The following is a 23,792-nucleotide window of genomic DNA, read 5'->3' on the forward strand; positions in this document are numbered from 1 at the left end:
TTTTTGAGACCGCCCGCCGCCTTTGTGTGCTCAGAGCACCAGGCGTTTCGCGTAGCCGGTCATCTCAAGGTAGCCGCGGCCGACGCGTTTTCCATTGCTGTCGAACAGGTTGGACAAACCTTCCCAGTACACGGTGCCGGTGCTGCCCCGGGCGTCCAGTTCCTGCGGGTCGATCACCGCCTTGACGGTGTAGAAGTCGCCCGGTGTGCGCACCATCCACTCCACCGGATAGCGCGCACGGGTGCGCGGGCTGGTCCAGTGCCGCTGCGGCACCCAGTCCAGTTCCCCGGGCCGGAAGCGGTAGATGTCGGTGGGGCTCTGGGCGCTGCCCGCGGCGCGGAAGGACCCACCCGCCCAGAGCTTGCTGCCGTCTGCGCGCCGCAGCTGGAAGGCTGTGATGCTGTGGCCTCCCTCCAGGTTCATGCCGAACCAGTCCCAGCCCACCGCATCGGGGTGCATCAGCGCCTCGCTCCATTCGTGGTCCAGCCAGGCTGTGCCCTGGACCTCGAACCGCTGTCCTTTGAGGCCCAGCGTGCCACGCACCGCCAGCTGCGGGTGGCTGACGTAGAAGCTGGCCTGGGATGGCTCGGGGCCCTTGCGCGAGAAGCCCTGGTCGCCCTGCAGCAGCCAGGCCTGTGTGGGCGTGACCTCCAGGTCGATCTGCAGCTCGTCGCCCGGGGCGCGGGTGGTGTAGCGGCCGTCGGCCTCGCGGCGCAGGAACCAGTCGCGGATCGCCACATGGGTATCTTCGGTGCTGGCGAACACCGCGCGCTCGGTGCGCGCCGGCGGTTCGCCGTTCCAGCGCGCGATGCGCTGGTCGTGCAGCAGCCGGCCGCTGTGCACGTCGGTGATGGCGGCGTGCGCGAACAGCAGCTGGCGCGCGGCGAGGCGGCCGGGCAGGGCTTCGGTGCCGTCGACCCGGCTGCGGAAGAAGGTGATCTGGAAGCCGAACTCGCGCCCGCCGACGTCTTTCGCGTGGCCGGTCAGGTACCACCACTCGGTGCGCGTGTCGTTGTGGGTGCCGTGGTCGCGCGGGAACACCAGCGGGCGCGGCACCAGATCGCGTGAAAGCGCAGGCAGCGGCGCCGCCAGCCCGGCGGCGATCAGCGCGCGGCGCGTGAGACCGTCCATCACCAGTCCTCCTTGACCGCCTGGACCGCATCGCGGCCGGCGGCGGCGCGCCCGGCCAGCCAGGCCGTGATCGTGCCGGCGGCGACCACGGCGGCGCACAGCGCCAGCAGGCGCCACCAGGGCAGCGACAGCTCCATGGTCCAGTGAAAGCTCTGCGGGTTGACCACGTGCACCAGCACCACGCTCACCGCCAGCCCGAGCGCCAAGCCGGCGAGCGCCCCCAGGGCGGTCCACGACAGGCCTTCGAGCGCCACCACGCCGAGGATCTGCCGGCGCGTCAGCCCCAGGTGGGCCAGCAGCCCGAACTCCTTGCGCCGCGCCAGCACCTGGGCGCTGAAGCTGGCCGCCACGCCGAACAGGCCGATACCGATCGCCACCGCCTGCAGCCAGTAGGTGACGGCGAAGCTGCGGTCGAAGATGCGCAGCGAGGTGGCGCGGATCTGGCCCGCCGAGGCGAATTCGATCAGGTCCTGTGCGCCTGCGGACTGCGCCAGCACACGGATGGCCTCGCGCACCGCATCTTCGTCGGTATCGGGCGACAGGTGCAGGGCGAGGTCGTTGACGCGGCGGTCGCCCGAGAGCCGCTGGTAATCGGCCAGGTCGATGACCACGCTGCCGTGCTGGCGCGCGTAGTCGCGCCACACGCCGGCCACGAAGAAGCGGGTGCCCGCCGGCAGGGCCGGGAACGCTGGGGCGAGTGCGTCCAGCGCGCCGCCCGGGCGCGCGCTGTGCAGGTCCACCATGGCCTCGCTCACGTACACCGCGACCGCGCCCACCGGCGGGATCACCGCGTCGCCGACCAGGGGCAGGCGCTGGCCGGGCACGCCGGTGTCGTCGTGCACCAGTGGCCGCGCCAGCAGGGTCACCGCCGGCCGGGCCGGGTCGACCAGCACCTCGGTGGCGCGCAGCGGGTCGACGCGGTTGACGCCCGGCACCGCGCGCACCGCGGCCACGAAGTCCGGCGGCAGGGCCTGCCCTTGCGCGCCACTGCCCGCACTGCGCACATACAGCTGCGCCGGCAGCACGCCGTCGAGCCACTGCGCCACCGAGTCGCGGAAGCTCGCCACCATCACCGTCAGCGCGACCGACAGCGCCAGGCTCGCGACCACGCCGCTGGTGGCCACGGCGGCGGTCTCGCGCAGGCGCCGCGAGCGTTCGACCGCCAGCAGGGGCAGGGCCAGCCTGGCCACACGGGGCGCCACGCGGTCCAGCAGAGCGCCCACCGCCAGCGGCAGCGCCGCGATGCCGCCCACCAGCAGCAGCCCCACCGACACATAGGCGGCCAGCGGAATGCCCGCGACCGGCGGAGCCCAGGCCAGGGCCGCGGCCAGGACCATCAGCCCCAGAGCGAGCCGGTGGCTTCGCCGGGACACCGGGCCGGATGCCCCCAGCCCCTTCAGCGCCAGGGCCGGCGCCATGGCGGCGGCGGCGCGCGCCGGCCACCAGCCGCCGACCAGGGCGGCGACCACGCCCAGTGCGCCGTAGACCAGGGCGGCGGGCGTGCTCCAGTGCAGCGAGGGTGCGACGCCCGAAAAGTAGCCGCCACCCAGGTCGCCGCCCAGCAGTCGCAGCGCGGCCACAGCCAGGCCGGTGCCCAGCGCCACGCCCAGCGCGCTGCCGATCAGGCCCAGCACCGCCGACTCGGCCAGCACCAGACGCAGCCGCTCCGGCGCCGACAGGCCCAACACGCCCAGCAGCGCAATCTGCTGCTGGCGCCGCGCGACCGACAGCGACAACACCGAGAACACCAGGAAGCCGCCGGTGAACAGCGCCACCAGCGCCAGCACGGTCAGGTTGACCCGGTAGGCGCGCGAGAGGTTGTCGGCGCGCTCACCCGCCTGGCCCGGCGGCTGGGCGATCACGTGGGGCGGCAGGGCGAGCCCGCGCAGCAAGGCCTGGGTGTCGGTGCCCGGCGCCAGGCGCAGGTCGATGCGGCTGACTTCCCCGATGCGGCCCATCAGCGCCTGCGCCGCCGCGATGTCCATCACCAGCATGGGCGCGCCGGGCGCGTTGACGCTGCCGGCCACCCGCAGGGTCGCGCGTTCCAGGCCACTCTGCACCTGCAGCGTGGCCGGCAGATCGCCCGAGGGCGCCAGCACCTGCCGCGCCGCCGGGTTGAGGAACACCGCATCGGGGGCAAACAGCTCGAAGCGTCCCTGGGCGGCCGGATCGTCGCGCGGCGTGGGCTGCGGCATCAGCGCGGGTGAGACGGCGGCCACCGACAGCGCATCCACGCCGACCAGCCGCACGCCCTGGCGCCGGGCATTGGCGAGCAGCACCGAGGTGGACACTTCCAGCACCGGGCTGGCGGCGGCCACACCGGGTGCCTGCGCCACCGGCTCCAGCAGCGCGTCGTCCAGCCCACCCTGGCGCGCGCGCAGCGACAGGTCGGGCTGACCGTTCACCGCGCTCACCGCCCCGGAAAACTCCGCCAGCGCCGATGCATTGATCAGCTGCACCGCCAGCGCCAGGGCCACGCCCAGCATCACCGCCACCACGGCAGCGACCGTGCGCCATGGGTGGTGGCGCAGTTCCTGCCAGGAGTAGGTCTTGAGCAGCGCAAACATCGTGTGAGCTTAGCGCTCCGGCCAGGCTCCCCATGGGGGACGTGGTCATGTGGTCCAATACGGGGTTTCCAACCAACTTTCCCTTGAGACCGACATGGGCAACAAAATCGTCACCGAAGCCGACCGCAAAGCCACTCCCCGTCCCACCGCCGCCGACGGCGTGGTGCTGCCCACCCCCGGCCGCGGCCAGCGCGTGAGCCTGGAGCGTGGTGTCGCCACGCGCAGCAAGAAGAACCCCGGCAAGCGTTCGAAGAAGGGCGGCTGATCGCCTGGGGTCCGGTCCCCACCCCGAGAAAAGGCCCGTCAGGGCCTTTTCTGCTTTTTGGGCCCGCCGATTAAAATTGCCGGCTTCACCGGGGGTGCCGGGCCCGCAGCAATGCGGGCGGCGGCTGAGAAATACCCCTCTCACCTGATCTGGGTTGTGCCAGCGTAGGGAGCGTGACAAGCCGGTCCGCCGTTTGCCGTGGTCCGTCCTGCTCAAGCCCTCGCGGGCGTTTTGACAAGGCGGCTTCACATGCAACGGCGGTTTCTTTTTTCGGCGCTCCTCTCCCTCACCACGCTGTCCCTCGCGGGCCTGGCCCAGGCGCAGGCACCCATGCCGCTGCGCGTGCTGACCCACAGCTCGTTCGACCTGCCGAAGGAGCTGCTGGCGCAGTTCGAGAAAGACGCGGGCGTGCGGCTGCAGATCGTCAAGGCCGGGGATGCCGGCGAGATGACCAACAAGCTCATCCTGACGAAGGCCAGGCCGATCGCCGACGTGGCCTTTGGCATCGACAACACCCTGCTGCCGCGCGCGCTGGCCGCCGGCGTGGTCGAGCCCTACACCGGCCCCGCGGCCCAGCGCGCGGCGGCGGTGACCCTGGACGGCGGCGTGGTGCCGGTGGACTTCGGCTACGTCAACCTCAACATCGACAAGGCCTGGTTTGCGAAGAAGGGCCTGGCGCTGCCGGCCTCGCTGGACGATCTGGCCAAGCCCGCCTACGCCAAGCTGCTGGTGGTGCAAAACCCGGCCACCTCCAGCCCGGGCCAGGCCTTCCTCTACGCGACCATCGCCGGCCTGGGCGAAGAGGGCGCATTCCAGTGGTGGGGCCGGATGCGTGGCAACGGCGTGAAGGTGGTCAAGGGCTGGACCGAGGCCTACTACACCGAGTTCACGCGCAACGGCGGCACGCGCCCCATCGTGGTGAGCTACGCCAGCAGCCCGGCGGCCGAGGTCTTCTACAGCAAGGAGAAGATCACCGAGTCGCCCACCGCCAACCTGTTCCTCAAGGGCGGCGTGTTCCGCCAGGTCGAGGGCGTGGCCCTGGTCAAGGGCGGCAACCCGGCCGCGCGCGAAGCCGCCGGCAAGTTCATCGAGTTCCTGCGCTCCGCCCCGGCGCAGCAGGCGCTGCAGACCACGATGTGGATGTATCCGGCCGAGGCCGGCGCGGCGCGGGTGGACGTGATGAAGACCCATGCGGTGGAGCCGACGGCGTTCGACAACCCGTCGGCCGCCGATGTGACCGCCAAAAACAAGGCCTGGCTGCAGCGCTGGACCAAGACAGTCTTGAAGTGAGGATGTCTCGCCGCTGGCTGCTGCCTGCGCTGCCGCTGGTGTTTCTGGCGGTGGTGCTGGTGGCGCCGGTGCTGCGGCTGCTGGCCGAGGGGCTGGCGCCTGGCGCGGCCGACGGCGCCGAGCCGCTGCGCTGGCTGGACGTCTGGCAGGACGATTACCTGCGCTGGCGCGTGCTGTGGTCGTTCGCGCAGGCGGGCATCACCTGTGCGCTGGCGCTGCTGCTGGGCCTGCCCTGCGCCTGGGTGCTGGCGCGGCGCGAGTTCCCGGGGCGCGCGCTGGTGTTGCGCCTCTTGATGCTGCCCTTCGTGGTGCCGACCCTGGTGGCGGCCATGGGCGTGCTGGCGCTGTGGGGGCCGCGCGGCCTGATCGGCGGGCCGCTGGCAGAGGTCGGCGTCGAGCTCACCGACACACCCTGGCTGCTGCTCTACGGCAACCTGTTCTTCAACCTCTGCCTGGTGGTGCGCGCCGGTGTCGACGCGCTGGAGCAGGTCGGCGCGCAGCGGCTCGCAGCCGCGCGCACCCTGGGCGCCACGCCCTGGCGCGCGTTCTGGCGCATCGAGTGGCCGGCCATCGCGCCCTGGCTGGCGTCGGCACTGTGCCTGGTGTTCCTCTACTGCTTCGCGGGCTTCGGCCTCGCGCTGGTGCTGGGCGGCCAGCGCTACGCCACCGCCGAGGTCGAGATCTACACCCTGGTGGCGCACGAGCTGGAACTGGGCCGTGCGGGCGTGCTCGCGGTCTGGATGATGGCGCTGACCGGCGCCGTGGCCCTGGCCTACGCCTGGCTGGAGCGCCGGCTGGCGGCGCCGGCGCGGGTCGCGCCTGTGCCGCGGCAGCGGCCGGCCACGGCCCTGCAGTGGCTGGGTGTGGCGGGCGCGATGGGGCTGCTGGTGCTGGTCTGTGTCGCGCCGCTGGCGGCCATCCTCTGGCACGCCGCGTCGGCGCTGTTCGTCGGCCAGGGCGCGGCCGTGCTCACCGATGCCGACACCCTGGCCGCGCTGGGCAACACGCTGCGTTTCTCGGTGCTGGCCGTGGTGTTCGCCACCGCGCTCGGCCTGTCGCACGCCTTCGCCCTGCAGTCTTCGGTGACCTGGCGCGCGCTGGCTTTCCTGCCTTTCGTTGTCTCGCCGGTGAGCGTAGCCTTTGGCCTGCTGCTGCTCTACCCCGACTGGAGCGCGAGCCTGCCGGTGCTGCTGGCGGCCTACGCGCTGCTGGCCTGGCCTTTCGTCACCAAGTCTGTAACCGCCGCGCTTGACGGCCTGCCGGTCCACTGCGCGCAGGCCGCGGCCACGCTCGGTGCCACCCCCTGGCGCGTGTTCCGGCGCGTCACGCTGCCGATGATCGCGCCTGCGCTGCGGCGCGGCATGGCCTTTGCCGCCGCCACCGCGCTGGGCGAGTTCGCTGTCACGCTGTTTCTCTCGCGGCCCGAATGGACCACGCTCACCACCCTGATCCACCAGCACCTGGGCCGGCCCGGCGCCGCCCCGCTGGATGCGGCCTTCGTGCTCGCGGCGCTGCTGATGGCGCTGGCGCTGCTGGCCTTCCTGCTGATCGAGGGCCGCGACCGCCGCGCCGGGGACAATGCCCGCCATGCTTGAACTGCGCGACATCCACAAACACTGGCACGACGCACCCGAATGGCCGCTGCTGTCCGGCGTGAACCTGCGCGTGGACGCGGGCGAGACGGTGGCGCTGCTCGGTGCCTCGGGCAGCGGCAAGAGCACGCTGCTCAAGATCGTGGCCGGGCTCGAAGCGCCGGAGCAGGGCAGCGTCTGGTTCGACGGCGTGGACATCACCGGCTGGCCGCCCGAGCGGCGCCGCTTTGCGCTGATGTTTCAGGACTTCGCGCTGTTCCCCCACCTGAACGTGCGCGACAACGTGGCCTTCGGCCTGATCGAGCAGCGCGTGCGCAAGACCGAGGCCCGCGATCGCGCGCAGGCCATGCTCGCGCGCTTCGGCCTGGCCGGTCACGGCGACGCGCGCGTCTGGACCCTTTCGGGCGGCGAGCAGCAGCGTGTGGCGCTGGCGCGTGCGCTGATCACGCAGCCCAGAGCGCTGCTGCTGGATGAGCCTTTCAGCGCGCTGGATGCCCACCTGCGCGAGCAATTGCGCGACGAGTTTCGCGAGCGCATCACCGAGGCCGGCATGGCCGCGATCCTGGTGACGCACGACGCGCAGGAGGCCCAGGCCATGGCGCAACATGCGTGGACCTTGCGTGAGGGGCGCCCGCAGCCCCTGTGGTGAGCGTTCGTAGAGGCCCTTGCATTCTTCCGGGCATAAGATGCCTGGTCATTAATTGACTAGGCAGGTATATACTGGGACTCCCTTCGTCGCCCGCCGCTGCCATGTCCAGAACTCCGAAACCCGTCCAGTTTTACAAGGCGGAAACCTACAACGCCGAGGAAAGCCTGGGCTTTCTCATGAAGCGGATCTTGCTGTCTGTCGTCCAGCAGGTGGACAACCGGCTGGTGGCGCATGACCTGACCACGGCACAGTGGGGGCCCCTCAAGCACCTGCAGTCCAACGGTGGTCGCAGCACGGTGGCCGAACTGGCCCGCTGGACGAACTCCGATGCCGGCGCCATGACGCGCCTTCTGGACCGGCTGGAGAAAAAAGGACTGTGCAAGCGTGTGCGTTCGACCGAAGACCGGCGGGTGGTTCTGGTCGACCTCACACCCGAGGGCGAGGCGGCTCTGGTGCATGTGCCGCAGGTTCTGTCGGACGTGCTCAATGCCCACCTGGCGGGGTTTTCCAAGTCGGAATGGGAGGCCCTCAAGGGTTACCTGACACGCATGGCCGAGACCGGGGATGCATTGCGCGATGCCGGGTGAAGGCGGCACTGGTTCGCCGCTTTTTTTTGGCTCAAAAAATTGACTAAGCAAATGAAGCCTGATCAGTTAATTGTTTTCCGCCTTGGCTCCGCCGCGGTGGTTCTGGCCGCGGCTGGCCTTCTGGCTGGCTGCGCCAGCACGGAAGGGATTTCCGCATCTGCACAGCCGCTGAACGCCTCCGACCTGGGTTTGGCGCAGACCGCGGCGCCCGCCCCGCTGGCCACCGACTGGTGGAGGGCCTGGGGCGACGACACGCTGTCGGATCTCATCGAGCAAGCCCTGCGATCGCAGCCCAGCCTGAAGGTGGCGCAGGCAAGGCTGGCCCGGGCGCAGGCCGCGGTGGAGGGCGAGCAGTCCACCAGCGGCCTTCATGTGAATGCGTCGGCCGACACCACCCGCGAGCATTTCAGCGCCACCAGCATCTACCCGGCTCCGCTGGGTGGCTCCATCCGGACCCTGGCGAACGTGCAGGTGGCTGCCCAGTGGGAGTTCGACTTCTTCGGTCGCCACCGGGCCGCCCTGGACGCGGCCCTGGGGCAGAACCGCGCCGCGCAGGCCGACCTGCAGGCGGCCCGCAACCTGCTGGCCAGCCAGGTGGCACAGACCTGGGTGCAGCTGGGACGGCTGCAGGCGCAGCGCGAGGTGGCGCAGCGCACCCTGACGCAGCGGGAGCAGATGCTGGCCGTGATCCGCCAGCGCGTGGACGCGGGGCTCGACACCCGTGTCGAACTGCGCCAGGGGGAGGGGGCCTTGCCCGACGCGCGCCAGCAGATCGAAGCGCTCGATGAACAGATCGCACTCGCGCGCCATGCGCTGGCCGCGTTGGTGGCGCAGCCACCGAACGCATTCGAGACACTCAGGGTGGACCTGTCGCGGTTGCAGGCCGGTGATCTGCCAACCGGGGTGCCGGCGGACCTGCTCGGCCGCCGGCCCGACCTGGCCGCCGCGCGCTGGCGCGTGGAAGCTGCCATGCGTGGGGTGGACGTGGCCCGTGCGCAGTTCTATCCCAACGTCAACCTCACGGCGTTCATCGGTCTCTCCAGCATCGGGCTGGACCGGTTGATCGAGGCGGACAGCCGACAGTTCGGCGTGGGGCCGGCGATCCGCCTGCCGATCTTCGACAGTGGCGCCCTGCGCGCCAACCTGCGGGGGCGCACCGCCGAACTGGACGCTGCCATCGAGGGCTACAACAGCGCGCTGCTGGAATCGGTGCGCGACGCGGCCGACCAGCTGAGCAGCCTGCAGTCGGTGCAGCGCCAGCAGGCCGAGCAGGCCCAGGCTCTGGCCGCCGCCGAATCGGCGTACGACATCGCGCTGCAGCGCTACCGCGCTGGTCTGACCGGCCACCTCACCGTGCTGACTGCCGAGACCACGCTGCTCACCCAGCGCCGCCTGGGCGTGGACCTGCGGGCCCGCGACCTGTCCGCCCGCATCGGTCTGGTGCGTGCACTGGGCGGTGGCTACACGGACGACACCCCCACGCCATCGCGCGGCTGATGCCACATCCCAACGCTCACGGAATTTCGACATGACCACCCCCGACACCACAACCCCCGCCCCCCAAAGCAACACCGCCCGCCGCAAGGCACTCACCGGCGTGGCCGCCGCCGTGGCGCTGGCCGCCGTCGGCTACGGCGCCTACTGGGCGCTCGTGCTCAATCACTACGAAACCACCGACAACGCCTATGTGCAGGGCAACGTGGTGCAGCTCACCCCGCAGGCCGGCGGCACCGTGGTGGCCATCAACGCCAACGACACCGACCACGTCAAGGCCGGCCAGTGGCTGGTTCGCCTGGACCCGGCCGACGCCCAGGTTGCGCTCGACCAGGCCGAGGCGCAGCTGGCCCAGACCGTGCGCGAGGTGCGCACGCTGTACGCCAACAACCGCACGCTGGCCGCGCAGATCGCCTTGCGCGAGGCCGATCTGGCCCGCGCCCAGAGCGAGCAGGCCCGGTTGCAGGACGACGTGAACCGCCGCCAGCCGCTGGTGGCCACCGGCGCCGTGGGGCGCGAAGAGTTCAACCACGTCAGCGCCCAGCTGGCCGCGGCCCGCAGCAGCGCCGAAGCGGCGCGCTCGGCCCTGCTGGCCGCGCGCGAGCAGCTCGCGTCCAGCCAGTCGCTCACCGAGGGGGTCGCCTTCGACCAGCACCCGAGCGTGCAGCGCGCCGCGGCGCGGGTGCGTGAGGCCTTCCTGGCGCTGCGCCGTGTGGAGGTCCAGGCGCCGGTGGACGGCTATGTGGCGCGCCGCAATGTGCAGCTCGGCCAGCGCGTGCAGGCCGGCGCACCGCTGCTGTCGGTGATCGCACTCGACCAGGTCTGGGTCGAGGCCAACTTCAAGGAAAACCAGCTGCAGAAGCTGCGCCTGGGCCAGCCGGCCGAGCTCACCGCCGACGTGTACGGCTCCAAAGTGGTCTACCACGGCCAGATCGATGGCCTCGGCGCCGGCACCGGCGCAGCCTTCGCCCTGCTGCCGGCGCAGAACGCGACCGGCAACTGGATCAAGGTGGTGCAGCGCGTGCCGGTGCGCATCAAGCTCGATGCCGCCGAGCTCCAGCAGCACCCCTTGCGCGTGGGCCTGTCGATGGAAGCCCGTGTGGATGTGAGCCAGACCGATGGTGGCGTGCTGGCCGCCGACGCCAGCACCGCAGCCCCGGCCGAGACCAAGGTGTTCGAGCAGGACAGCCGCGAGGCCGATGCCCGCGTGCACCAGATCATCGCGGCCAACAGCGGCGGCGCCCGTGCCCACGCCGCCGTCGCGGGCGGCAACGGAGCCTGATCATGTCGGCCGCCGTCACCGCGCAGCCGGACGCCGCTGCGCCACCACCACCGCCTTCACCACCCGCGCGGGCAGTGGCCTATCCGCCCCTGCAGGGGCGGGAGCTGGTGCTGGGCACGCTGGCGCTGTCGCTGGCCACGTTCATGAACGTGCTCGACACCTCCATCGCCAACGTCTCCATCCCCGCCATTGCGGGCGACATGGGCGTGAGCCCGGCCCAGGGCACCTGGGTCATCACCTCGTTCGCGGTGGCCAACGCCATTGCCGTGCCGCTGACCGGCTGGCTCACCCAGCGCTTCGGTCAGGTGCGCCTGTTCACCATGAGCGTGCTGCTGTTCGTCGTGGCGTCCTGGCTCTGCGGCCTGGCGCCCAACATCGAGCTGCTGATCGCCTTCCGCGTGCTGCAGGGTCTGGTGGCCGGTCCCATGATCCCGCTGTCGCAGACCCTGCTGCTGGCCAGCTACCCGCCGGCCAAGGCCGGCATGGCGATGGCCATGTGGGGCATGACGGTGCTGGTCGCACCGGTGGCCGGCCCGCTGCTGGGGGGCTGGATCACCGACAACATCTCCTGGCCCTGGATCTTCTACATCAACATCCCGGTGGGCATCTTCGCCGCCGCCCTGACCTGGTCGATCTATCACAAGCGCGACCCGGGGCCGCGCCGCGTGCCGCTGGACGTGGTGGGCCTGCTGCTGCTGGTGCTGTTCGTCGGGACCATGCAGATCATGATCGACAAGGGCAAGGAGCTCGACTGGTTCGAGTCCGGCGAGATCATCGCCCTGACCGTGGTGTCGGTGGTCAGCTTCCTGTTCTTCCTGGCCTGGGAACTGACCGACCAGCACCCCATCGTCGAACTGCGCCTCTTCGCGCGGCGCAACTTCCTCACCGGCACACTCTCGCTATCGGTGGCCTATGGTCTGTTCTTCGGCAACGTGGTGCTACTGCCGCTGTGGCTGCAGCAGTTCATGGGCTACACCGCCACCTGGGCCGGCCTGGCCACGGCGCCGGTGGGGCTGCTGGCCATCGTGCTCTCGCCCTGGGTCGGCAAGAACGTCGCTCGCATCGACCCCCGCAAGCTCGCCACCGTGGCCTTCGTGGGCTTTGGGGTGGTGCTGTGGATGCGCTCGCACTTCAACACCCAGGCCGACTTCACGACCATCCTGATCCCGACGGTGTTGCAGGGCGCCGCCATGGCGTTCTTTTTCATCCCGTTGCAGGCCATCGTGTTCTCGGGGCTGACGCCGCAGCAGATGCCCTCGGCCGCCGGGTTGTCGAACTTTGTGCGCATCACCGCAGGTGCGGTCGGCACCTCGCTGTTCACCACCCTGTGGGACAACCGTGCCGCCATGCACCATGCCCAACTGGTTGAAGCCGTGCACAGCGGCAGCGTCACCGCCGTTGGCACCCTGGACCAGCTCATGGCCGCCGGCATGAGCCGTGAGCAGGCGCTGGCCAGCGTTGACCGCATCCTCAGCCAGCAGGCCTACACCCTCGCGGTGACCGACCTGTTCTATCTGTCGTCGGGCCTGTTTTTCCTGCTGGTCTGCGTGGTGTGGCTTTCCAGGCCTGCGCGCGGTTCTGCGGGCGGGGGCGGCGGGGCGCATTGACGCCCGCAGCAGGTGCAGCGCGGCAGGGCCGCCGCGCTGCATGAGAATGGCGGCATGGACGCATACCTGCTGATCGGCAACGCCAACACCCGCAAGACCTCCGTCATCCGCAGCCTCACCGGCTGCTTCAACCGCAGCGTGCGCGACATCCAGCTGCAATCGGGCAAACCGGTGCGCTTCTATGCCCGCGTCGGCGCGCTGCAGAACACCCGCACGACGCTGGACGACTTTGTCCAGGAGGTGAACCGTTCGCGCTGCCAGGCGGTGCTGTTCGCCCTGTTGCCGAATGCCGTGCACACCGACCTCATGGGCTACCCCGACGCGCAGACCTATGTGGCCGGTCTGCGCGAGCGGGGCTGGCGCATCAAGGGCGTGGCCGTGCTGGGGCAGGACGGTGGCGGCGTGCGTGCGACCAACCTGCGCCAGTACATCCAGGCCGGCACCGCGCCGGTCAACGTCACGGCCCGCGAGGTGCGCGCCCAGTTCGGCTGGCTCTGATCGCCGCCACAGGGCCGCGCGGTCAGAATCGGTAGGCACCCGCCACGCGGTGCGTTTTCAACTCAAACGGAGCACACAGATGGGCTGGTTTTCCAAAAGCACCGACGGTTTTTTCCTGTCTACCACCACGCCGCCGGACATCAGGCAGAGCCAGTATCTGGGTGTGGTCAACGGCGAGGCCATCATCGGCGCCAATATCTTCCGCGACATGTTCTCGTCAGTGCGCGACGTGGTCGGCGGCCGGGCCGGGGGCTATGAGCGGGCGCTGTCGGGCGCGCGCGATGCCGCGCTGGAAGGCCTGATCGAGGCTGCGAAAGAACTGGGCGCCAACGGCGTGATCGGCATCGACTTCGACTACGAGGTCATGGGCGAGACCAACGGGATGATGATGGTCGCGGTCAGCGGGACGGCGGTGAAGCTGGGGTGATCTCCGCGGCAGGCGCTGTAGGCGCTGCAGGCGGCGTCTCGGCGCGCAGCGCCTGCAGCAGCTTCATCCCGCCCCGCCCGTTGACCTCCTGCCCCAGCCGCTCCTGCTCGGCGCGGATCGCGTTGCGGCTTTTGTCGCCGAGCATGCCGTCGACCAGACCCACGTCGTGGCCTGCGAGCAGCAGCAGGACCTGCAGTTCGCGCCGTTCGGCGCGTGAGAGGCCGGGGTCGTCGGTGGGCCAGGGGGTGGTGAACGGGCCGGCGCCGCGCAGGCGGTCGCTCAGGTGGGCAATGGCCAGGCCGTAGCTTTCGGCGGCGTTGTAGCTGTAGATCGCGTCGAAGTTTTTGAACACCAGGAAGGCCGGGCCCGTGGGGCCGGCCGGCGTCATCAGGCCGGCGCTGCCCAGGCCCGCGGGCAGCGCCGAGCCATCGACCTTGAGCAGCCCGCGCGCCGCCCATTCGCTGATCGGCCGCTTGCTGCGCCGGCCTTCACCGTCGGTGCTGAAACCGGGCGGCAGTTGCACCTCGAAGCCCCAGGGCTGGCCGCTCTGCCAGCCGGCCTTGGCCAGAAAGTTGGCGGTGGAGGCCAGCGCATCGGCGGTGTTGTCCATCAGGTCGCGCTTGCCGTCGCCGTCGCCATCCACGGCCAGGCGCTCGAACGTGCTGGGCATGAACTGCGTGTGGCCGAAGGCGCCGGCCCAGGAGCCGAGCAGGCGCTCGGGCGCGATGTGGCCGGCCTGCAGGATGCGCATGGCCGAGTACAGCTCGCCCTGGAAGAAGCTCTGGCGCCGGCCGTAGCACGACAGCGTGCCCAGCGCCTGCACCAGCGGGTACTTGCCCTGGCTCTGGCCGAAGTTGCTCTCCACGCCCCAGACCGCGACCACGGTGGCCGGGTCGACGCCAAAACGCTGCTGCACCCGTTCGAGCACTGCCGCGTGCTGCTGCAACATGGTCTGGCCCTGCTGCACGCGCTCGTCGTCGACCAGGCCGCTGAGGTAGTCCCAGATCGGCATGCTGAACTCGGGCTGGTAGTTCAGCTTGTCGATCACGCTCATGTCGGGCGCAAGGTCGCGTGTGAGGAAGCGGAAGGTGGTTTCCGACACGCCCTCGCGGCGCGCGGCGTCGCGCAGGCCGTCGAGGCACCGGGTGAACTCGGGCGGGATGCTGATGGGTTCGGTCTGCGCGAAGGCGGGCAGGGCGATGGCCAGCGCAGCGGTCGCCAGAAGCGGGGAGAGGCGGTTCATGAAAACGGAAAAGGAATCAGACGGCCCAGGTGGAACCGTGTTCGGGAACGAGGGCGCGCCAGCCGAGCTCGCGCTCGATGCGCTGGCGCAGCGCGTCGGAGGCGCCCGGGTCGCCGTGCGTGACGAACACGCGGTGCGGCGCGTGCGGTGAGGCGCGCAGCCAGTCCATGAGCTGGCTGGCGTCGGCGTGGGCCGAGGCGGACTGCAGCTGCACGACCTCGGCGCGCACCGGCACATCCTGCCCGTGGATGCGGATGGCCTTGCTGCCGCGGGACAGCGAGTCGCCGCGCGTGCCCGGTGCCTGGTAACCGGTGAGCACCACCATGTTGCGGTGGTGGCCCAGGTAGAGCGCCAGGTGGTGCAGCACGCGGCCGCCGGTGGCCATGCCGCTGGCCGAGAGGATGACCTTGGGGCCGTGCTGCTGCGCGATGGCCTTGGACTGGTCGACCGAGGTGACCATCTTCGCCACATGCTCCATGTCGCGGCACTGCGCGGCGTTCAGGCGGTGTTCGCCCAGGTGGCGGTCGTAGAGGTCGGTGGTGTGCACGGCCATCGGGCTGTCGAGATAGATCGGCAGACTGTGTGGCAGCACGCCGTTGGCCTTGAGCAGCGCGACGGCGTGCAGGATCTCCTGTGCGCGGCCGACGGCAAACACCGGCAGCACGGCGGTGCCGCCGCGCGCGGCCACGCGCTGCAGGGCCGGGCCAAGTTCGGCCAGCACGTCTTCGTCCGGGTGCTCGCGGTCACCGTAGGTGGACTCGATCACCACCGCGTCGGCGGCGGGTGGCTTATCGGGCGGCAGCATCAGCATGTCGTCGGGTCGGCCCAGGTCGCCCGAGAACAGGATCTTCTTGCCGCCCACCTCCAGCAGCAGGCTGGCCGCACCGAGGATGTGCCCGGCGCGGATGAAGCGGGCCGTCCAGCCGTGCAGCGGCTCGAAGGCGCGGTCCATCGGCACGGTGTGCAGCAGCTTGAGCGAATCGAGCGCGTCGGCCTCGGTGTAGAGCGGCAGGGCGGGCGCGTGTTTGCTGAAACCCTTGCGGTTGGCGAAGGCCGCGTCTTCTTCCTGGATGTGGCCGCTGTCGGGCAGCAGGATCTGCGCGAGGTCGCGCGTGGCCGTCGTGCACCAGACCTTGCCGTGGAAGCCTTCCTTGGCGAGCAGTGGCAGGTAGCCGCTGTGGTCCAGGTGCGCGTGCGTCAGCAGCACGGCGCCGATGTGGTTGGGCAGCACCGGCAGCGGGTCGCGGTTGCGCAGGCGCAGCTGCTTGTAGCCCTGGAACAGGCCACAGTCGATCAGCAGGCTCTGGCCGTTGAACTCGACGAGGTATTTGGAGCCGGTGACCGTGCCCGCGGCACCGAGGAAGCGGATGTGGACGTTCATGCGGGGCATGTTACCCCGCAGGGGGCTCAGGACAGTGTCTCGGAGAGCAGCAGCATGAAGATGAAGCCCGCCATGAGGGTCACCGAGGCCATGCCCTCGAAGCCGTTGCGGTGCGTCTCGGGAATGATCTCGTGGCTGACCACGAACAGCATGGCGCCGGCCGCGACCGCCAGGCCCACCGGGTAGAAGGCCGGCAGGCTGCCGAGCACGGCCAGACCCACGATGGCGCCGAAGGGCTCGGCCAGGCCGGTGAGCGCGGCCACAGCCCACGAGCGGCCGGCGCTCTGGCCGAGGGTGCGCAAGGCCATGGCGACGATCAGGCCCTCGGGCATGTTCTGCAGCCCGATGGCCAGCGCCACCGGGGCACCCGCGTTCACCGCCACGCCCCCGTCCATCCCCAGGGCGCTGCCCGCATAGGCGGCGCCCACGGCCAGGCCTTCGGGCACGTTGTGGATCAGGATGGCCAGCACCATCAGCCAGGCGCGCTGGCCGGCGGTGTGTTCGTCCGTTTGCGGCATGGCGTGGCCGGCGGCCGCAGGCGGCAGCACGGCGTGTTCGTGCGGCGTGAAGCGGTCGATGGCGAGCATCAGCGCCATGCCCAGGGCCAGGCCCAGCGCGGTGAGGCCGGCGGCGCCGGCCGCGCCGGAGCCCGTGGCGGCCATGAGCGCGCGGCCCGCGTCCAGCGAGGGCAGCAGCAGCGCGAAGAAGGCCGCGGCCAGCATCACGCCCGCCGCGAAGGCCATGAAGGCCGCTTCCTGCCGCTTGCCCAGGCGCTCCACCAGAAAGACGGGCAGGGCGCCCACCGCGGTGGCCAGGGCCGCGAGCAGCGAGGCCTGCACCCCGGCCGTCATGCCGCTGCTGGCGCCGGTGGCGTCCCACCAGAGGCGGGTGGGGGTCCAGAAGGTGCTGCCCGCGGCCAGCCCAGCCATCAGCAGCAGGCCCGCGCCCAGGGCCAGCAGGGCGTTGCGCAGCGCATGCGGCGGCACCGGCAGTTCCAGCTGCTGCATCTGCAACCAGACGGGGCGGACTTGGCGGATCAGGGCGGTCATGGCGGTTCTCCAGCGAGGCAATCGGCAATGGCTGGTAGTTTGTCAAAAACTATCGATTGAGACCATTTGATTGTCCGAATGAACGCGATAGACGGCTGTGGTGAGGTTGCTCAGTTGATTTGGTAATAAACAACTGAAAACGTATTCGTTCCAGTTTTGATGGCCGGCTTTCATGATCCGCTCCCTTGATCACCCCATCCGGAGCAACACCATGAACACCCGCCGCCACTTCACCACTTCGCTGATCGCAGCCGCCGCGCTGACCGCCGCCACCGGCGCCGCCTGGGCCCAGCCCGCCCCCGTGACCCTGCTCAACGTGTCGTACGACCCGACCCGCGAGCTGTACGTGGAATTCAACGCCGCTTTCGCCAAGGCCTGGAAGGCCAGGACCGGCCAGGACGTGACCATCAAGCAGAGCCACGGCGGCTCGGGCAAGCAGGCCCGTTCCATCATCGACGGGCTGGACGCCGACGTCGCCACCCTGGCCCTGGCCGGCGACACCGACGCGCTGCACACCAACGGCGGCTGGATCCCCAAGGACTGGCAGAAGCGCCTGCCACACAACAGCACGCCCTACGCCTCCACCATCATCCTGGCCGTGCGCGCGGGCAACCCCAAGGGCATCAAGGACTGGGACGACCTGGTCCGCCCCGACGTCAAGGTCATCACGCCCAACCCCAAGACCTCGGGCGGCGCCCGCTGGAACTACCTGGCGGCCTGGGAATTCGCCAAGCGCAAGTTCGGCAGTGAGGCCAAGGCCAAGGAATTCGTGGCCAAGCTGTACGGCAACGTGCCCGTGCTCGACACCGGCGCCCGCGGCTCCACCATCACCTTCGCGCAGCGCAACCAGGGCGACGTGCTGATCGCCTGGGAGAACGAGGCCTACCTGCTGGAGAAGGAGTTCAACACCAGGTTCGACGTGGTCTACCCCTCGCTGTCCATCCTGGCCGAGCCGGCGGTAACCGTGGTCGACAGGAACGTGGACAAGAAGGGCACCCGCGCCGTGGCCACCGCTTACCTGGAGTACCTGTACACCGAAGAAGGCCAGGACATCATCGGCAAGCACTTCTACCGCCCGGTGGTCTCGGCCAAGGCCCAGGCCAAGTACGGCCAGCAGTTCCCCAAGCTCAACCTGTTCAGGATCGACGAGGCCTTCGGCGGCTGGGAGAAGGCGGCCAAGGAGCACTTCGCCGATGGCGCGTCGTTTGACCAGATCTACACCCGCAAATAAGGCGCCGCACAGTCTGCGGTCACACACCTCAGGGAGTTCTTCATGTCCGTACTGCTGATCGCCGGCAGCCCCACCGAACACTCGCGCTCGGCCACGTTGCTGGACGGTGTGGCGGAGCGCCTGCACGCCGCGGTCGACGACCGGCGCCTGCGCGTCGAGCGCCTGCGCATCCGCGACCTCTCGCCGCAGGCGCTGCTGCTGGCCGATTGGGGCCACGCCAGCGTGGTGCGCGCCATCGAGCAGGTGGCCAACGCCCGTGCGCTGGTGATCGCCACGCCGGTCTACAAGGCCGCCTACAGCGGCGTGCTCAAGGTGTTTCTGGACCTGCTGCCGCAGACCGCGCTCAAGGGCAAGGCGGTGCTGCCCATCGCCACCGGCGGCAGTCCGCACCACATGCTGGCGCTGGACTACGCGTTGCGGCCGGTGCTGCAGTCGCTCGGCGCGCGCCACATCCTGCCGGGGGTGTACGCCTCCGACGCGCAGATTCCGAAGGATGAGGCGGGCGACTACCAGATCGGCGGCGAGATCGCCCAGCGACTGGACGACGCCACGCACACCCTGCTGCAGGAGGGGCTGCGACTGTCTGCGGTGCCCGTGCCCCGTCCCGTGCCTTTTTCACAGGCGCTCTACAGCGTCTGACCACTTTTTTCAAAGGAGCTTCTGTCATGTCCATTCAAGCCATCAACGTCCGCAACCAGTTCCGCGGCAAGGTCAAGGAAATCATCAAGGGCGACGTCGTGTCCGAGGTCGATGTCGAGACACCCTGGGGCGTCGTGACCTCGGTCATCACCACCCGCTCGGTGGTCGACTTGGGGCTGGCCGTGGGGTCCGACGTGGTCGCGCTGGTCAAGTCCACCGAGGTGTCCATCGCCAAGGTCTGAGGGTGAACTTTCAACAGCTGCGCTCGGTCCGGGAGGCCGAGCGCTGCGGCTTCAACCTCACCGAAGTCGCTGCGGTGCTGCACACCTCGCAACCCGGCGTGAGCCGGCAGGTGCGCGAGCTGGAGGAGGAACTGGGCGTCGAGCTGTTCGTGCGTTCGGGCAAGCGTCTGCTCGGTCTCACCTCGGCCGGCAAGGCCCTGCTGCCCATCATCCAGCGCGTGCTGCTGGACGCCGAGAGCCTGCGCCGCGCCGGCCAGGAACTGCAGGGCCGTGACGAGGGGCGCCTGTCGATTGCGGCCACGCACTCGCAGGCGCGTTACGCGCTGCCGCATGTGGTGCGCGACTTCCGCCAGCGCTACCCGCGCGTCACGCTGCACCTGCACCAGGGCTCGCCCCGGCAGGTGGCCGAGATGCTGCTGGCGGGCGACGCGGACATCGGCGTGGCCACCGAGGCGCTGGCCGGCTACGGGCAGCTGGTGACGCTGCCCTGCTACCGCTGGAGCCACAGCATCGTGGTGCCGCCCGGGCACCCACTGCTCGCGCTGGAACGACCGGTGACGCTGCTGGACCTGGTGGCGTTTCCCATCATCACCTATGAGGTCGGCTACACCGGCCGTTCGCACATCGACGACGCGTTTGCGGCCGCGGGCCTGCGGCCCGACGTGGTGCTCACCGCCATGGACGCGGACGTGATCAAGACCTACGTCGAGCTGGAGATGGGCGTCGGCATCGTGGCCTCCATCGCCTTCGACGAAGAGCGCGACACACACCTGCACGCCATCGACGCCGGGCACCTGTTCCAGATCAACCTGACCCGCCTGGGCCTGCGCCGCAACCACTGGCTGCCCGGCTTCGCCTACGGCTTCATCGAAACCTTCGTGCCCACGCTCACGCGCGAGGCGGTGATGGCGGCGCAGGACAGCGCCTGAGCTTCCGAAAAAAAGCGGGGCCTGCCCCCTGGCAGCACCCCGCTTCAACCCCACGAACTTTTCCTGATCAGGCCGCTTTGGCCTGCGGCGCGGCCCAGCGGCGCACGGGTCGTTCCAGCCCCAGGTTCTCGCGCAGCGTCGCGCCTTCGTAGGCGGTGCGGAACAGGCCGCGTTTCTGCAGCTCCGGCACCACCAGGTCGACGAACTCGTTCAGGCTTTGCGGCAGCACCGGCGGCATGATGTTGAAACCGTCGGCGGCGCCGTTCTCGAACCACTCCTGGATGCGGTCGGCGATCTGCACCGGCGTGCCAACCACCACCCAGTGGCCGCGCGCGCCGGCCAGGTACTCGTAGAGCTGGCGCACGGTGTAGCGCTCGCGCCGCGCGAGTTCGAGCACCACATGGGCGCGGCTGTGGATGCCTTTGGGCGGCTCGGGGATGTAGGGCGGGCGCGCGTCCAGGTCCCACTTGCTCAGGTCTTCGCCGGGCCAGAACGGCGCCAGCGTGGCCAGGCCCACCGAGGGGTGGATCAGCGCCTGCAGCTCGGCCCACTTGGCCTGCGCTTCTGCCTCGGTGCGGCCGATCACCGGCGAGATGCCCGGCAGCACCAGCAGCTGGTCGGGCCGGCGACCATATTTGGCCAGGCGCCCCTTCACGTCTTTGTAGAAGGCCTGCGCTTCGGCCAGGCTGGTCCAGGCGGTGAAGATGGCTTCGGCGGTGGCGGCGGCCAGCTCCTTGCCGTCCTCGGACGAGCCGGCCTGCACGATCACCGGGTGGCCTTGCGGCGGGCGCTCGATGTTCAGCGGCCCTTTCACCTTGAGGTGCTTGCCGATGTGGTTGAGCGCGTGCAGCTTGTCGGGGTCGAAGTACACGCCCGAGGCCTTGTCGCGCAGGAAGGCGTCGTCCTCGAAGCTGTCCCACAGGCCCTTGACCACATCGACGAACTCGTGGGCGCGCTCGTAGCGCAGGGCCGGGTCCGGGTGCGCGTCCAGGCCGAAGTTGCCGTGCACGTTCTCGGCGCTGGTGGTCACCACGTTCCAGGCCGCGCGGCCCTTGCTGATGTGGTCCAGCGAGGCGAACTTGCGCGCCAGCAGGTAGGGGTCTTCGTAGGTGGTGGACGCGGTGGCGACGAAGCCGATGTGTTTCGTCACCGCCGACAGCGCGGCCCACAGCGTGACCGGCTCGAAGTGCGAGAGCCGGCCCTGGCGGCTGAACGACTCGCGGTCGCCCTGGTGCCAGATGCCGGGGCTGTCAGCCACGAAGACCTGGTCGAACAGGCCGCGCTCGGCCGTCTGCGCCAGTTCGATGTAGTGGTCGATGTTGACGCCCGCATCGGCCTGTGCGCCGGGGTGGCGCCAGGCGGCGACGTGGTGGCCGGTGGCCATGATGAAGGCGCCGAGGCGCAGCTTGCGTTGGGGTGGCCGTTGCTCTTGGGTCATGTGGGTGTCCTCCTGGGGGGTTTGATCAGAAGGTCTGGTCGGCCGTGATGGTGATCCGGTGCAGCTTGCGGTGCTGCGGGAAGAAATCGCCGACTGCGTAGTGCTGGGTCGAGCGGTTGTCCCACACCGCCAGGGTGCCTTGCGCCCAGCGCAGCCGGGCCTGGAATTCGGGCACGCGGGCGAGTTCGAACAGCTGCGTCAGCAGGGCGTCGCTGTCCGAGCGCGACAGGCCCTTGATGTGGCTGGTGAAGGTGCTGTTGACGTACAGGATCTTCTTGCCGGTGACCGGGTGCACGCGCACCACCGGGTGCTCCACCGGCGGGTACTTGGCGCGGGCGGCCTTGAGCTCTTCGCCGCTGGCGTCCTTGCGCAGCAGGTACTCGGTCCAGCCGCTGATCTCCCAGGTGTGCACGGCGGTCAGCGTTTCCAGGTAGGCCTGGAAGGCGGGCGGCAGGCTGTCGTAGGCCGCCGTCAGGCTGGCCCACAGCGTGTCGCCACCGGTGGCGGGAATCACCTGCGCGTACAGGCTGGTGCCCAGCGGCGGCTGTTCGCGCCAGGTGATGTCGGCGTGCCAGTTGCTGGCGGCCTTGGGCTTGTCGGACGTGCTCTCGACGATCTCGATTTCAGGGTGGCTCTCCAGCCGCGGGAAGAAGGCCTTGACCTCGGCGACGCCACCGAAGGTGCGCGTGAACGCGACGTGCTGTTCGGGTGTGAGGGTCTGGTCGCGGAAGAAGATGACTTCGTGGCGCGCGAGTGCGTCGCGCAGTTCGGCCTGGGTGGCTTCGTCCAGCGGCTGGCGCAGGTCCAGGCCGTGGATCACGGCGCCGATGTTCGGGGTGTAGGGCTCGACCTTGAAGCGCGAGTAGGTGCCGGGCAGGTCGTTGAGCTGGGACATGGGGAACTCCTTGACTGGATGGTTGCTGTGGAGGGCACGAAGGGCGCCGTCCTTTTTCCAGTCTGGGTGCGCGCGCACGCCCCGTGAACGAAGCGTTTTGCATATGCAAACGCGGCCAACAGGGGGTTCTCATGCACTGCGCGGCATGAGCTCATGACCACAACAGCGCTGCGTTTGGATATCCGTTTTCATTCGTTCCCCGAGCAAGGCGCCGTCCGTAGATTCCGTCCGGTCCACAGCCATCGATTCAACCGGAGGAACCATGAATCCACGTCAACGACTGGGCCTGCTCGCGCTGGCCTTCACCCTGTCCACCACCGGCCTCGCGCAGGCCCAGACCGCCCCCGAACCGCTGAAAGTCATCCGCATCGGCGTGGCCACCGGCGGCGTGGGCAGCAACCCGATCCGCCACGGCGGCACCACCACCGCGCTGGCCTACACCGACGGCGCGTTTGAAGACGAGTTCCGCAAGGACGGCGTCGAGATCAAGTGGGTGTTCTTCAAGGGCGCCGGCCCGGCCGTCAACGAGGCCCTGGTCAACAAACAACTGGACTTCGCCTGGCAGGGCGACCTGCCGGCCATCGTGGCGCGTGCCAACGGCGTCAAGACCAGGCTGATCGCCGGCAGCGGCGTGCGCACCGGGCTCTACCTGGCGGCGCAGCCCGATTCGGGCATCACCCGGCTCGAAGACCTCAAGGGCAAGCGCGTGGCGCTCTTCAAGGGCACCAACCTGCACCTGGCCGCGTCCGCCGCGCTGGCGGCCCACGGCCTGAAGGAAAGCGACCTCAAGCTCATCAACCTGGACCTGGCCGGTGGCCGCACCGCGCTGCTGAACAAGGACGTGGACGCCGTCTTCGACTACGTCGGCGCCTTCGACCTGCGCGACAAGGGTCAGGCCAAGATCGTCTGGTCCGCCGCGGCCGACAACTACAAGTTCACCCGCCAGACCCACCTGCTGGTGACCGAGGACTTCGCCGCGAAGCACCCGCAGGCGGTGCAGCGCGTCGTGACCACGCTGGTCAAGGTGGCACACCGCTATTCCAACGAAGCGAACCGCGCCGACCTGTTCGAGCGCTGGGGCAAGACCGAGTACCCCGAGAAGATCTGGCGCGAAGACTTCATCGGCCAGCCACTGCGCGTGCGCCTCTCGCCGCTGCTCGACCCCTTCCTCGTCTCGCGCTACAAGGAGGCCGCCAAGGACGCCCACGCGCTCAAGCTGACGCGCTCGGTGCCCGAGATCGACAGCTGGTTCGACCGGCGCTACCTGAACGTGGCGCTCAAGGAACTCAAGCTCGAAACCTACTGGCCGGTCTATGGACCCGACGGCCAGTTGGCCAACTGAACACCGAGTGGTTG

General features: G+C 69.7%; 22 protein-coding genes and 1 riboswitch. Of the genes, 15 read left to right on the plus strand and 7 right to left on the minus strand.

Translation table 11 applies throughout. The annotated features are described in order from the left end of the window. Positions 1 to 30 precede the first annotated feature (30 nt). The gene (locus HPS01S_RS01410) at positions 31 to 1,131 is read right to left on the minus strand and encodes a lipocalin-like domain-containing protein (protein WP_066150142.1); all 1,101 of its coding nucleotides are present in this window, start codon (positions 1,129 to 1,131) and stop codon (positions 31 to 33) included. After that, positions 1,131 to 3,698, minus strand: a complete 2,568-nt coding sequence (locus HPS01S_RS01415) for an FtsX-like permease family protein (protein ID WP_066150145.1) — start codon at positions 3,696 to 3,698, stop codon at positions 1,131 to 1,133. Before HPS01S_RS01415 ends, HPS01S_RS01410 begins: the two co-directional genes overlap by 1 nt. Positions 3,699 to 3,792: 94 nt before the next feature. Here HPS01S_RS01415 and HPS01S_RS21930 point away from each other — a divergent pair, with 94 nt between their 5' ends. The 10 genes from HPS01S_RS21930 to HPS01S_RS01460 all read left to right on the plus strand — a co-directional run bounded on the left by HPS01S_RS21930 (position 3,793) and on the right by HPS01S_RS01460 (position 13,389). Further along, positions 3,793 to 3,963: a hypothetical protein gene (locus tag HPS01S_RS21930; protein WP_165961666.1), complete on the plus strand. Its 171-nt coding sequence runs from the start codon at positions 3,793 to 3,795 to the stop codon at positions 3,961 to 3,963. Between the two features lie 80 nt (positions 3,964 to 4,043). Beyond that, a riboswitch (TPP riboswitch) is annotated at positions 4,044 to 4,152 on the plus strand. A 60-nt stretch (positions 4,153 to 4,212) separates the two neighbouring features. Further along, positions 4,213 to 5,253: a thiamine ABC transporter substrate-binding protein gene (locus tag HPS01S_RS01420; RefSeq protein ID WP_066150147.1), complete on the plus strand. Its 1,041-nt coding sequence runs from the start codon at positions 4,213 to 4,215 to the stop codon at positions 5,251 to 5,253. Positions 5,254 to 5,255: 2 nt separating this feature from the next. Then, on the plus strand, positions 5,256 to 6,848 hold the full coding sequence (locus HPS01S_RS01425; protein WP_066150150.1) for an ABC transporter permease: 1,593 nt from the start codon (positions 5,256 to 5,258) through the stop codon (positions 6,846 to 6,848). After that, positions 6,841 to 7,494, plus strand: a complete 654-nt coding sequence (locus tag HPS01S_RS01430; protein WP_066150890.1) for an ABC transporter ATP-binding protein — start codon at positions 6,841 to 6,843, stop codon at positions 7,492 to 7,494. Before HPS01S_RS01425 ends, HPS01S_RS01430 begins: the two co-directional genes overlap by 8 nt. Positions 7,495 to 7,670: 176 nt before the next feature. Next, entirely contained in the window at positions 7,671 to 8,081 is a 411-nt protein-coding gene (locus tag HPS01S_RS01435) for a MarR family winged helix-turn-helix transcriptional regulator (protein WP_255284126.1), read from the plus strand. Positions 8,082 to 8,132: 51 nt separating this feature from the next. Beyond that, a complete protein-coding gene (locus HPS01S_RS01440) occupies positions 8,133 to 9,578 on the plus strand; it encodes an efflux transporter outer membrane subunit (protein ID WP_066150157.1) in 1,446 nt (481 codons plus the stop codon). Positions 9,579 to 9,609: 31 nt separating this feature from the next. Further along, positions 9,610 to 10,857 (plus strand): HlyD family secretion protein, encoded by a 1,248-nt coding sequence (locus HPS01S_RS01445; RefSeq protein ID WP_084396935.1) that lies wholly within the window; start codon positions 9,610 to 9,612, stop codon positions 10,855 to 10,857. A gap of 2 nt (positions 10,858 to 10,859) precedes the next feature. Beyond that, complete coding sequence (locus tag HPS01S_RS01450; RefSeq protein WP_066150893.1) at positions 10,860 to 12,464, plus strand: DHA2 family efflux MFS transporter permease subunit; 1,605 nt, start codon at positions 10,860 to 10,862, stop codon at positions 12,462 to 12,464. A 54-nt stretch (positions 12,465 to 12,518) separates the two neighbouring features. Next, positions 12,519 to 12,962 (plus strand): hypothetical protein, encoded by a 444-nt coding sequence (locus HPS01S_RS01455; RefSeq protein WP_066150160.1) that lies wholly within the window; start codon positions 12,519 to 12,521, stop codon positions 12,960 to 12,962. Between the two features lie 79 nt (positions 12,963 to 13,041). Continuing rightward, the gene (locus HPS01S_RS01460) at positions 13,042 to 13,389 is read left to right on the plus strand and encodes a heavy metal-binding domain-containing protein (RefSeq protein WP_079366915.1); all 348 of its coding nucleotides are present in this window, start codon (positions 13,042 to 13,044) and stop codon (positions 13,387 to 13,389) included. Here HPS01S_RS01460 and HPS01S_RS01465 read toward each other — a convergent pair. The 3 genes from HPS01S_RS01465 to HPS01S_RS01475 are packed head-to-tail and all read right to left on the minus strand — an operon-like array spanning position 13,361 to position 17,062. Further along, on the minus strand, positions 13,361 to 14,632 hold the full coding sequence (locus HPS01S_RS01465; RefSeq protein ID WP_084396938.1) for a lytic murein transglycosylase: 1,272 nt from the start codon (positions 14,630 to 14,632) through the stop codon (positions 13,361 to 13,363). The genes HPS01S_RS01460 and HPS01S_RS01465 overlap by 29 nt on opposite strands. A gap of 16 nt (positions 14,633 to 14,648) precedes the next feature. Next, positions 14,649 to 16,013 (minus strand): MBL fold metallo-hydrolase RNA specificity domain-containing protein, encoded by a 1,365-nt coding sequence (locus HPS01S_RS01470; RefSeq protein ID WP_066150163.1) that lies wholly within the window; start codon positions 16,011 to 16,013, stop codon positions 14,649 to 14,651. Positions 16,014 to 16,039: 26 nt separating this feature from the next. Beyond that, complete coding sequence (locus tag HPS01S_RS01475; RefSeq protein ID WP_066150167.1) at positions 16,040 to 17,062, minus strand: ZIP family metal transporter; 1,023 nt, start codon at positions 17,060 to 17,062, stop codon at positions 16,040 to 16,042. A gap of 211 nt (positions 17,063 to 17,273) precedes the next feature. Between HPS01S_RS01475 and HPS01S_RS01480 the strand changes: the two genes are divergently transcribed. Genes HPS01S_RS01480 through HPS01S_RS01495 form a run of 4 tightly spaced genes read left to right on the plus strand, consistent with a single transcriptional unit; the run spans position 17,274 to position 20,103 of the window. Further along, positions 17,274 to 18,293: a sulfate ABC transporter substrate-binding protein gene (locus HPS01S_RS01480; RefSeq protein WP_066150169.1), complete on the plus strand. Its 1,020-nt coding sequence runs from the start codon at positions 17,274 to 17,276 to the stop codon at positions 18,291 to 18,293. Between the two features lie 42 nt (positions 18,294 to 18,335). Beyond that, positions 18,336 to 18,932 (plus strand): NADPH-dependent FMN reductase, encoded by a 597-nt coding sequence (ssuE, locus tag HPS01S_RS01485; protein WP_066150172.1) that lies wholly within the window; start codon positions 18,336 to 18,338, stop codon positions 18,930 to 18,932. 26 nt (positions 18,933 to 18,958) lie between these two features. Further along, the gene (locus HPS01S_RS01490; protein ID WP_066150175.1) at positions 18,959 to 19,174 is read left to right on the plus strand and encodes a TOBE domain-containing protein; all 216 of its coding nucleotides are present in this window, start codon (positions 18,959 to 18,961) and stop codon (positions 19,172 to 19,174) included. A 2-nt stretch (positions 19,175 to 19,176) separates the two neighbouring features. Beyond that, complete coding sequence (locus tag HPS01S_RS01495; protein ID WP_066150177.1) at positions 19,177 to 20,103, plus strand: CysB family HTH-type transcriptional regulator; 927 nt, start codon at positions 19,177 to 19,179, stop codon at positions 20,101 to 20,103. Positions 20,104 to 20,170: 67 nt separating this feature from the next. Here the strand turns inward: HPS01S_RS01495 and HPS01S_RS01500 are convergent, their stop codons facing one another. Together HPS01S_RS01500 and HPS01S_RS01505 are read right to left on the minus strand one after the other, a co-directional pair. Then, positions 20,171 to 21,541, minus strand: coding sequence for an LLM class flavin-dependent oxidoreductase (locus HPS01S_RS01500; protein ID WP_066150180.1), 1,371 nt, complete (start codon positions 21,539 to 21,541; stop codon positions 20,171 to 20,173). A gap of 25 nt (positions 21,542 to 21,566) precedes the next feature. Then, complete coding sequence (locus tag HPS01S_RS01505) at positions 21,567 to 22,436, minus strand: TauD/TfdA dioxygenase family protein (protein WP_066150183.1); 870 nt, start codon at positions 22,434 to 22,436, stop codon at positions 21,567 to 21,569. A 262-nt stretch (positions 22,437 to 22,698) separates the two neighbouring features. Here HPS01S_RS01505 and HPS01S_RS01510 point away from each other — a divergent pair, with 262 nt between their 5' ends. Further along, the gene (locus tag HPS01S_RS01510; RefSeq protein WP_066150186.1) at positions 22,699 to 23,778 is read left to right on the plus strand and encodes an ABC transporter substrate-binding protein; all 1,080 of its coding nucleotides are present in this window, start codon (positions 22,699 to 22,701) and stop codon (positions 23,776 to 23,778) included. Positions 23,779 to 23,792: the final 14 nt, after the last annotated feature.

Origin of the sequence: Hydrogenophaga pseudoflava NBRC 102511 (assembly GCF_001592285.1) — a bacterium.
GTDB classification, from domain to species: Bacteria; Pseudomonadota; Gammaproteobacteria; order Burkholderiales; family Burkholderiaceae_C; genus Hydrogenophaga; species Hydrogenophaga pseudoflava.

Coding starts and splice junctions, on each gene's coding strand:
- HPS01S_RS01410 (WP_066150142.1), bottom strand. CDS start 1,131: ATGGACGGTCTCACGCGCCGCGCGCTGATCGCCGCCGGGCTGGCGGCG.
- HPS01S_RS01415 (WP_066150145.1), bottom strand. CDS start 3,698: ATGTTTGCGCTGCTCAAGACCTACTCCTGGCAGGAACTGCGCCACCAC.
- HPS01S_RS21930 (WP_165961666.1), top strand. CDS start 3,793: ATGGGCAACAAAATCGTCACCGAAGCCGACCGCAAAGCCACTCCCCGT.
- HPS01S_RS01420 (WP_066150147.1), top strand. CDS start 4,213: ATGCAACGGCGGTTTCTTTTTTCGGCGCTCCTCTCCCTCACCACGCTG.
- HPS01S_RS01425 (WP_066150150.1), top strand. CDS start 5,256: ATGTCTCGCCGCTGGCTGCTGCCTGCGCTGCCGCTGGTGTTTCTGGCG.
- HPS01S_RS01430 (WP_066150890.1), top strand. CDS start 6,841: ATGCTTGAACTGCGCGACATCCACAAACACTGGCACGACGCACCCGAA.
- HPS01S_RS01435 (WP_255284126.1), top strand. CDS start 7,671: ATGAAGCGGATCTTGCTGTCTGTCGTCCAGCAGGTGGACAACCGGCTG.
- HPS01S_RS01440 (WP_066150157.1), top strand. CDS start 8,133: ATGAAGCCTGATCAGTTAATTGTTTTCCGCCTTGGCTCCGCCGCGGTG.
- HPS01S_RS01445 (WP_084396935.1), top strand. CDS start 9,610: ATGACCACCCCCGACACCACAACCCCCGCCCCCCAAAGCAACACCGCC.
- HPS01S_RS01450 (WP_066150893.1), top strand. CDS start 10,860: ATGTCGGCCGCCGTCACCGCGCAGCCGGACGCCGCTGCGCCACCACCA.
- HPS01S_RS01455 (WP_066150160.1), top strand. CDS start 12,519: ATGGACGCATACCTGCTGATCGGCAACGCCAACACCCGCAAGACCTCC.
- HPS01S_RS01460 (WP_079366915.1), top strand. CDS start 13,042: ATGGGCTGGTTTTCCAAAAGCACCGACGGTTTTTTCCTGTCTACCACC.
- HPS01S_RS01465 (WP_084396938.1), bottom strand. CDS start 14,632: ATGAACCGCCTCTCCCCGCTTCTGGCGACCGCTGCGCTGGCCATCGCC.
- HPS01S_RS01470 (WP_066150163.1), bottom strand. CDS start 16,013: ATGAACGTCCACATCCGCTTCCTCGGTGCCGCGGGCACGGTCACCGGC.
- HPS01S_RS01475 (WP_066150167.1), bottom strand. CDS start 17,062: ATGACCGCCCTGATCCGCCAAGTCCGCCCCGTCTGGTTGCAGATGCAG.
- HPS01S_RS01480 (WP_066150169.1), top strand. CDS start 17,274: ATGAACACCCGCCGCCACTTCACCACTTCGCTGATCGCAGCCGCCGCG.
- ssuE (WP_066150172.1), top strand. CDS start 18,336: ATGTCCGTACTGCTGATCGCCGGCAGCCCCACCGAACACTCGCGCTCG.
- HPS01S_RS01490 (WP_066150175.1), top strand. CDS start 18,959: ATGTCCATTCAAGCCATCAACGTCCGCAACCAGTTCCGCGGCAAGGTC.
- HPS01S_RS01500 (WP_066150180.1), bottom strand. CDS start 21,541: ATGACCCAAGAGCAACGGCCACCCCAACGCAAGCTGCGCCTCGGCGCC.
- HPS01S_RS01505 (WP_066150183.1), bottom strand. CDS start 22,436: ATGTCCCAGCTCAACGACCTGCCCGGCACCTACTCGCGCTTCAAGGTC.
- HPS01S_RS01510 (WP_066150186.1), top strand. CDS start 22,699: ATGAATCCACGTCAACGACTGGGCCTGCTCGCGCTGGCCTTCACCCTG.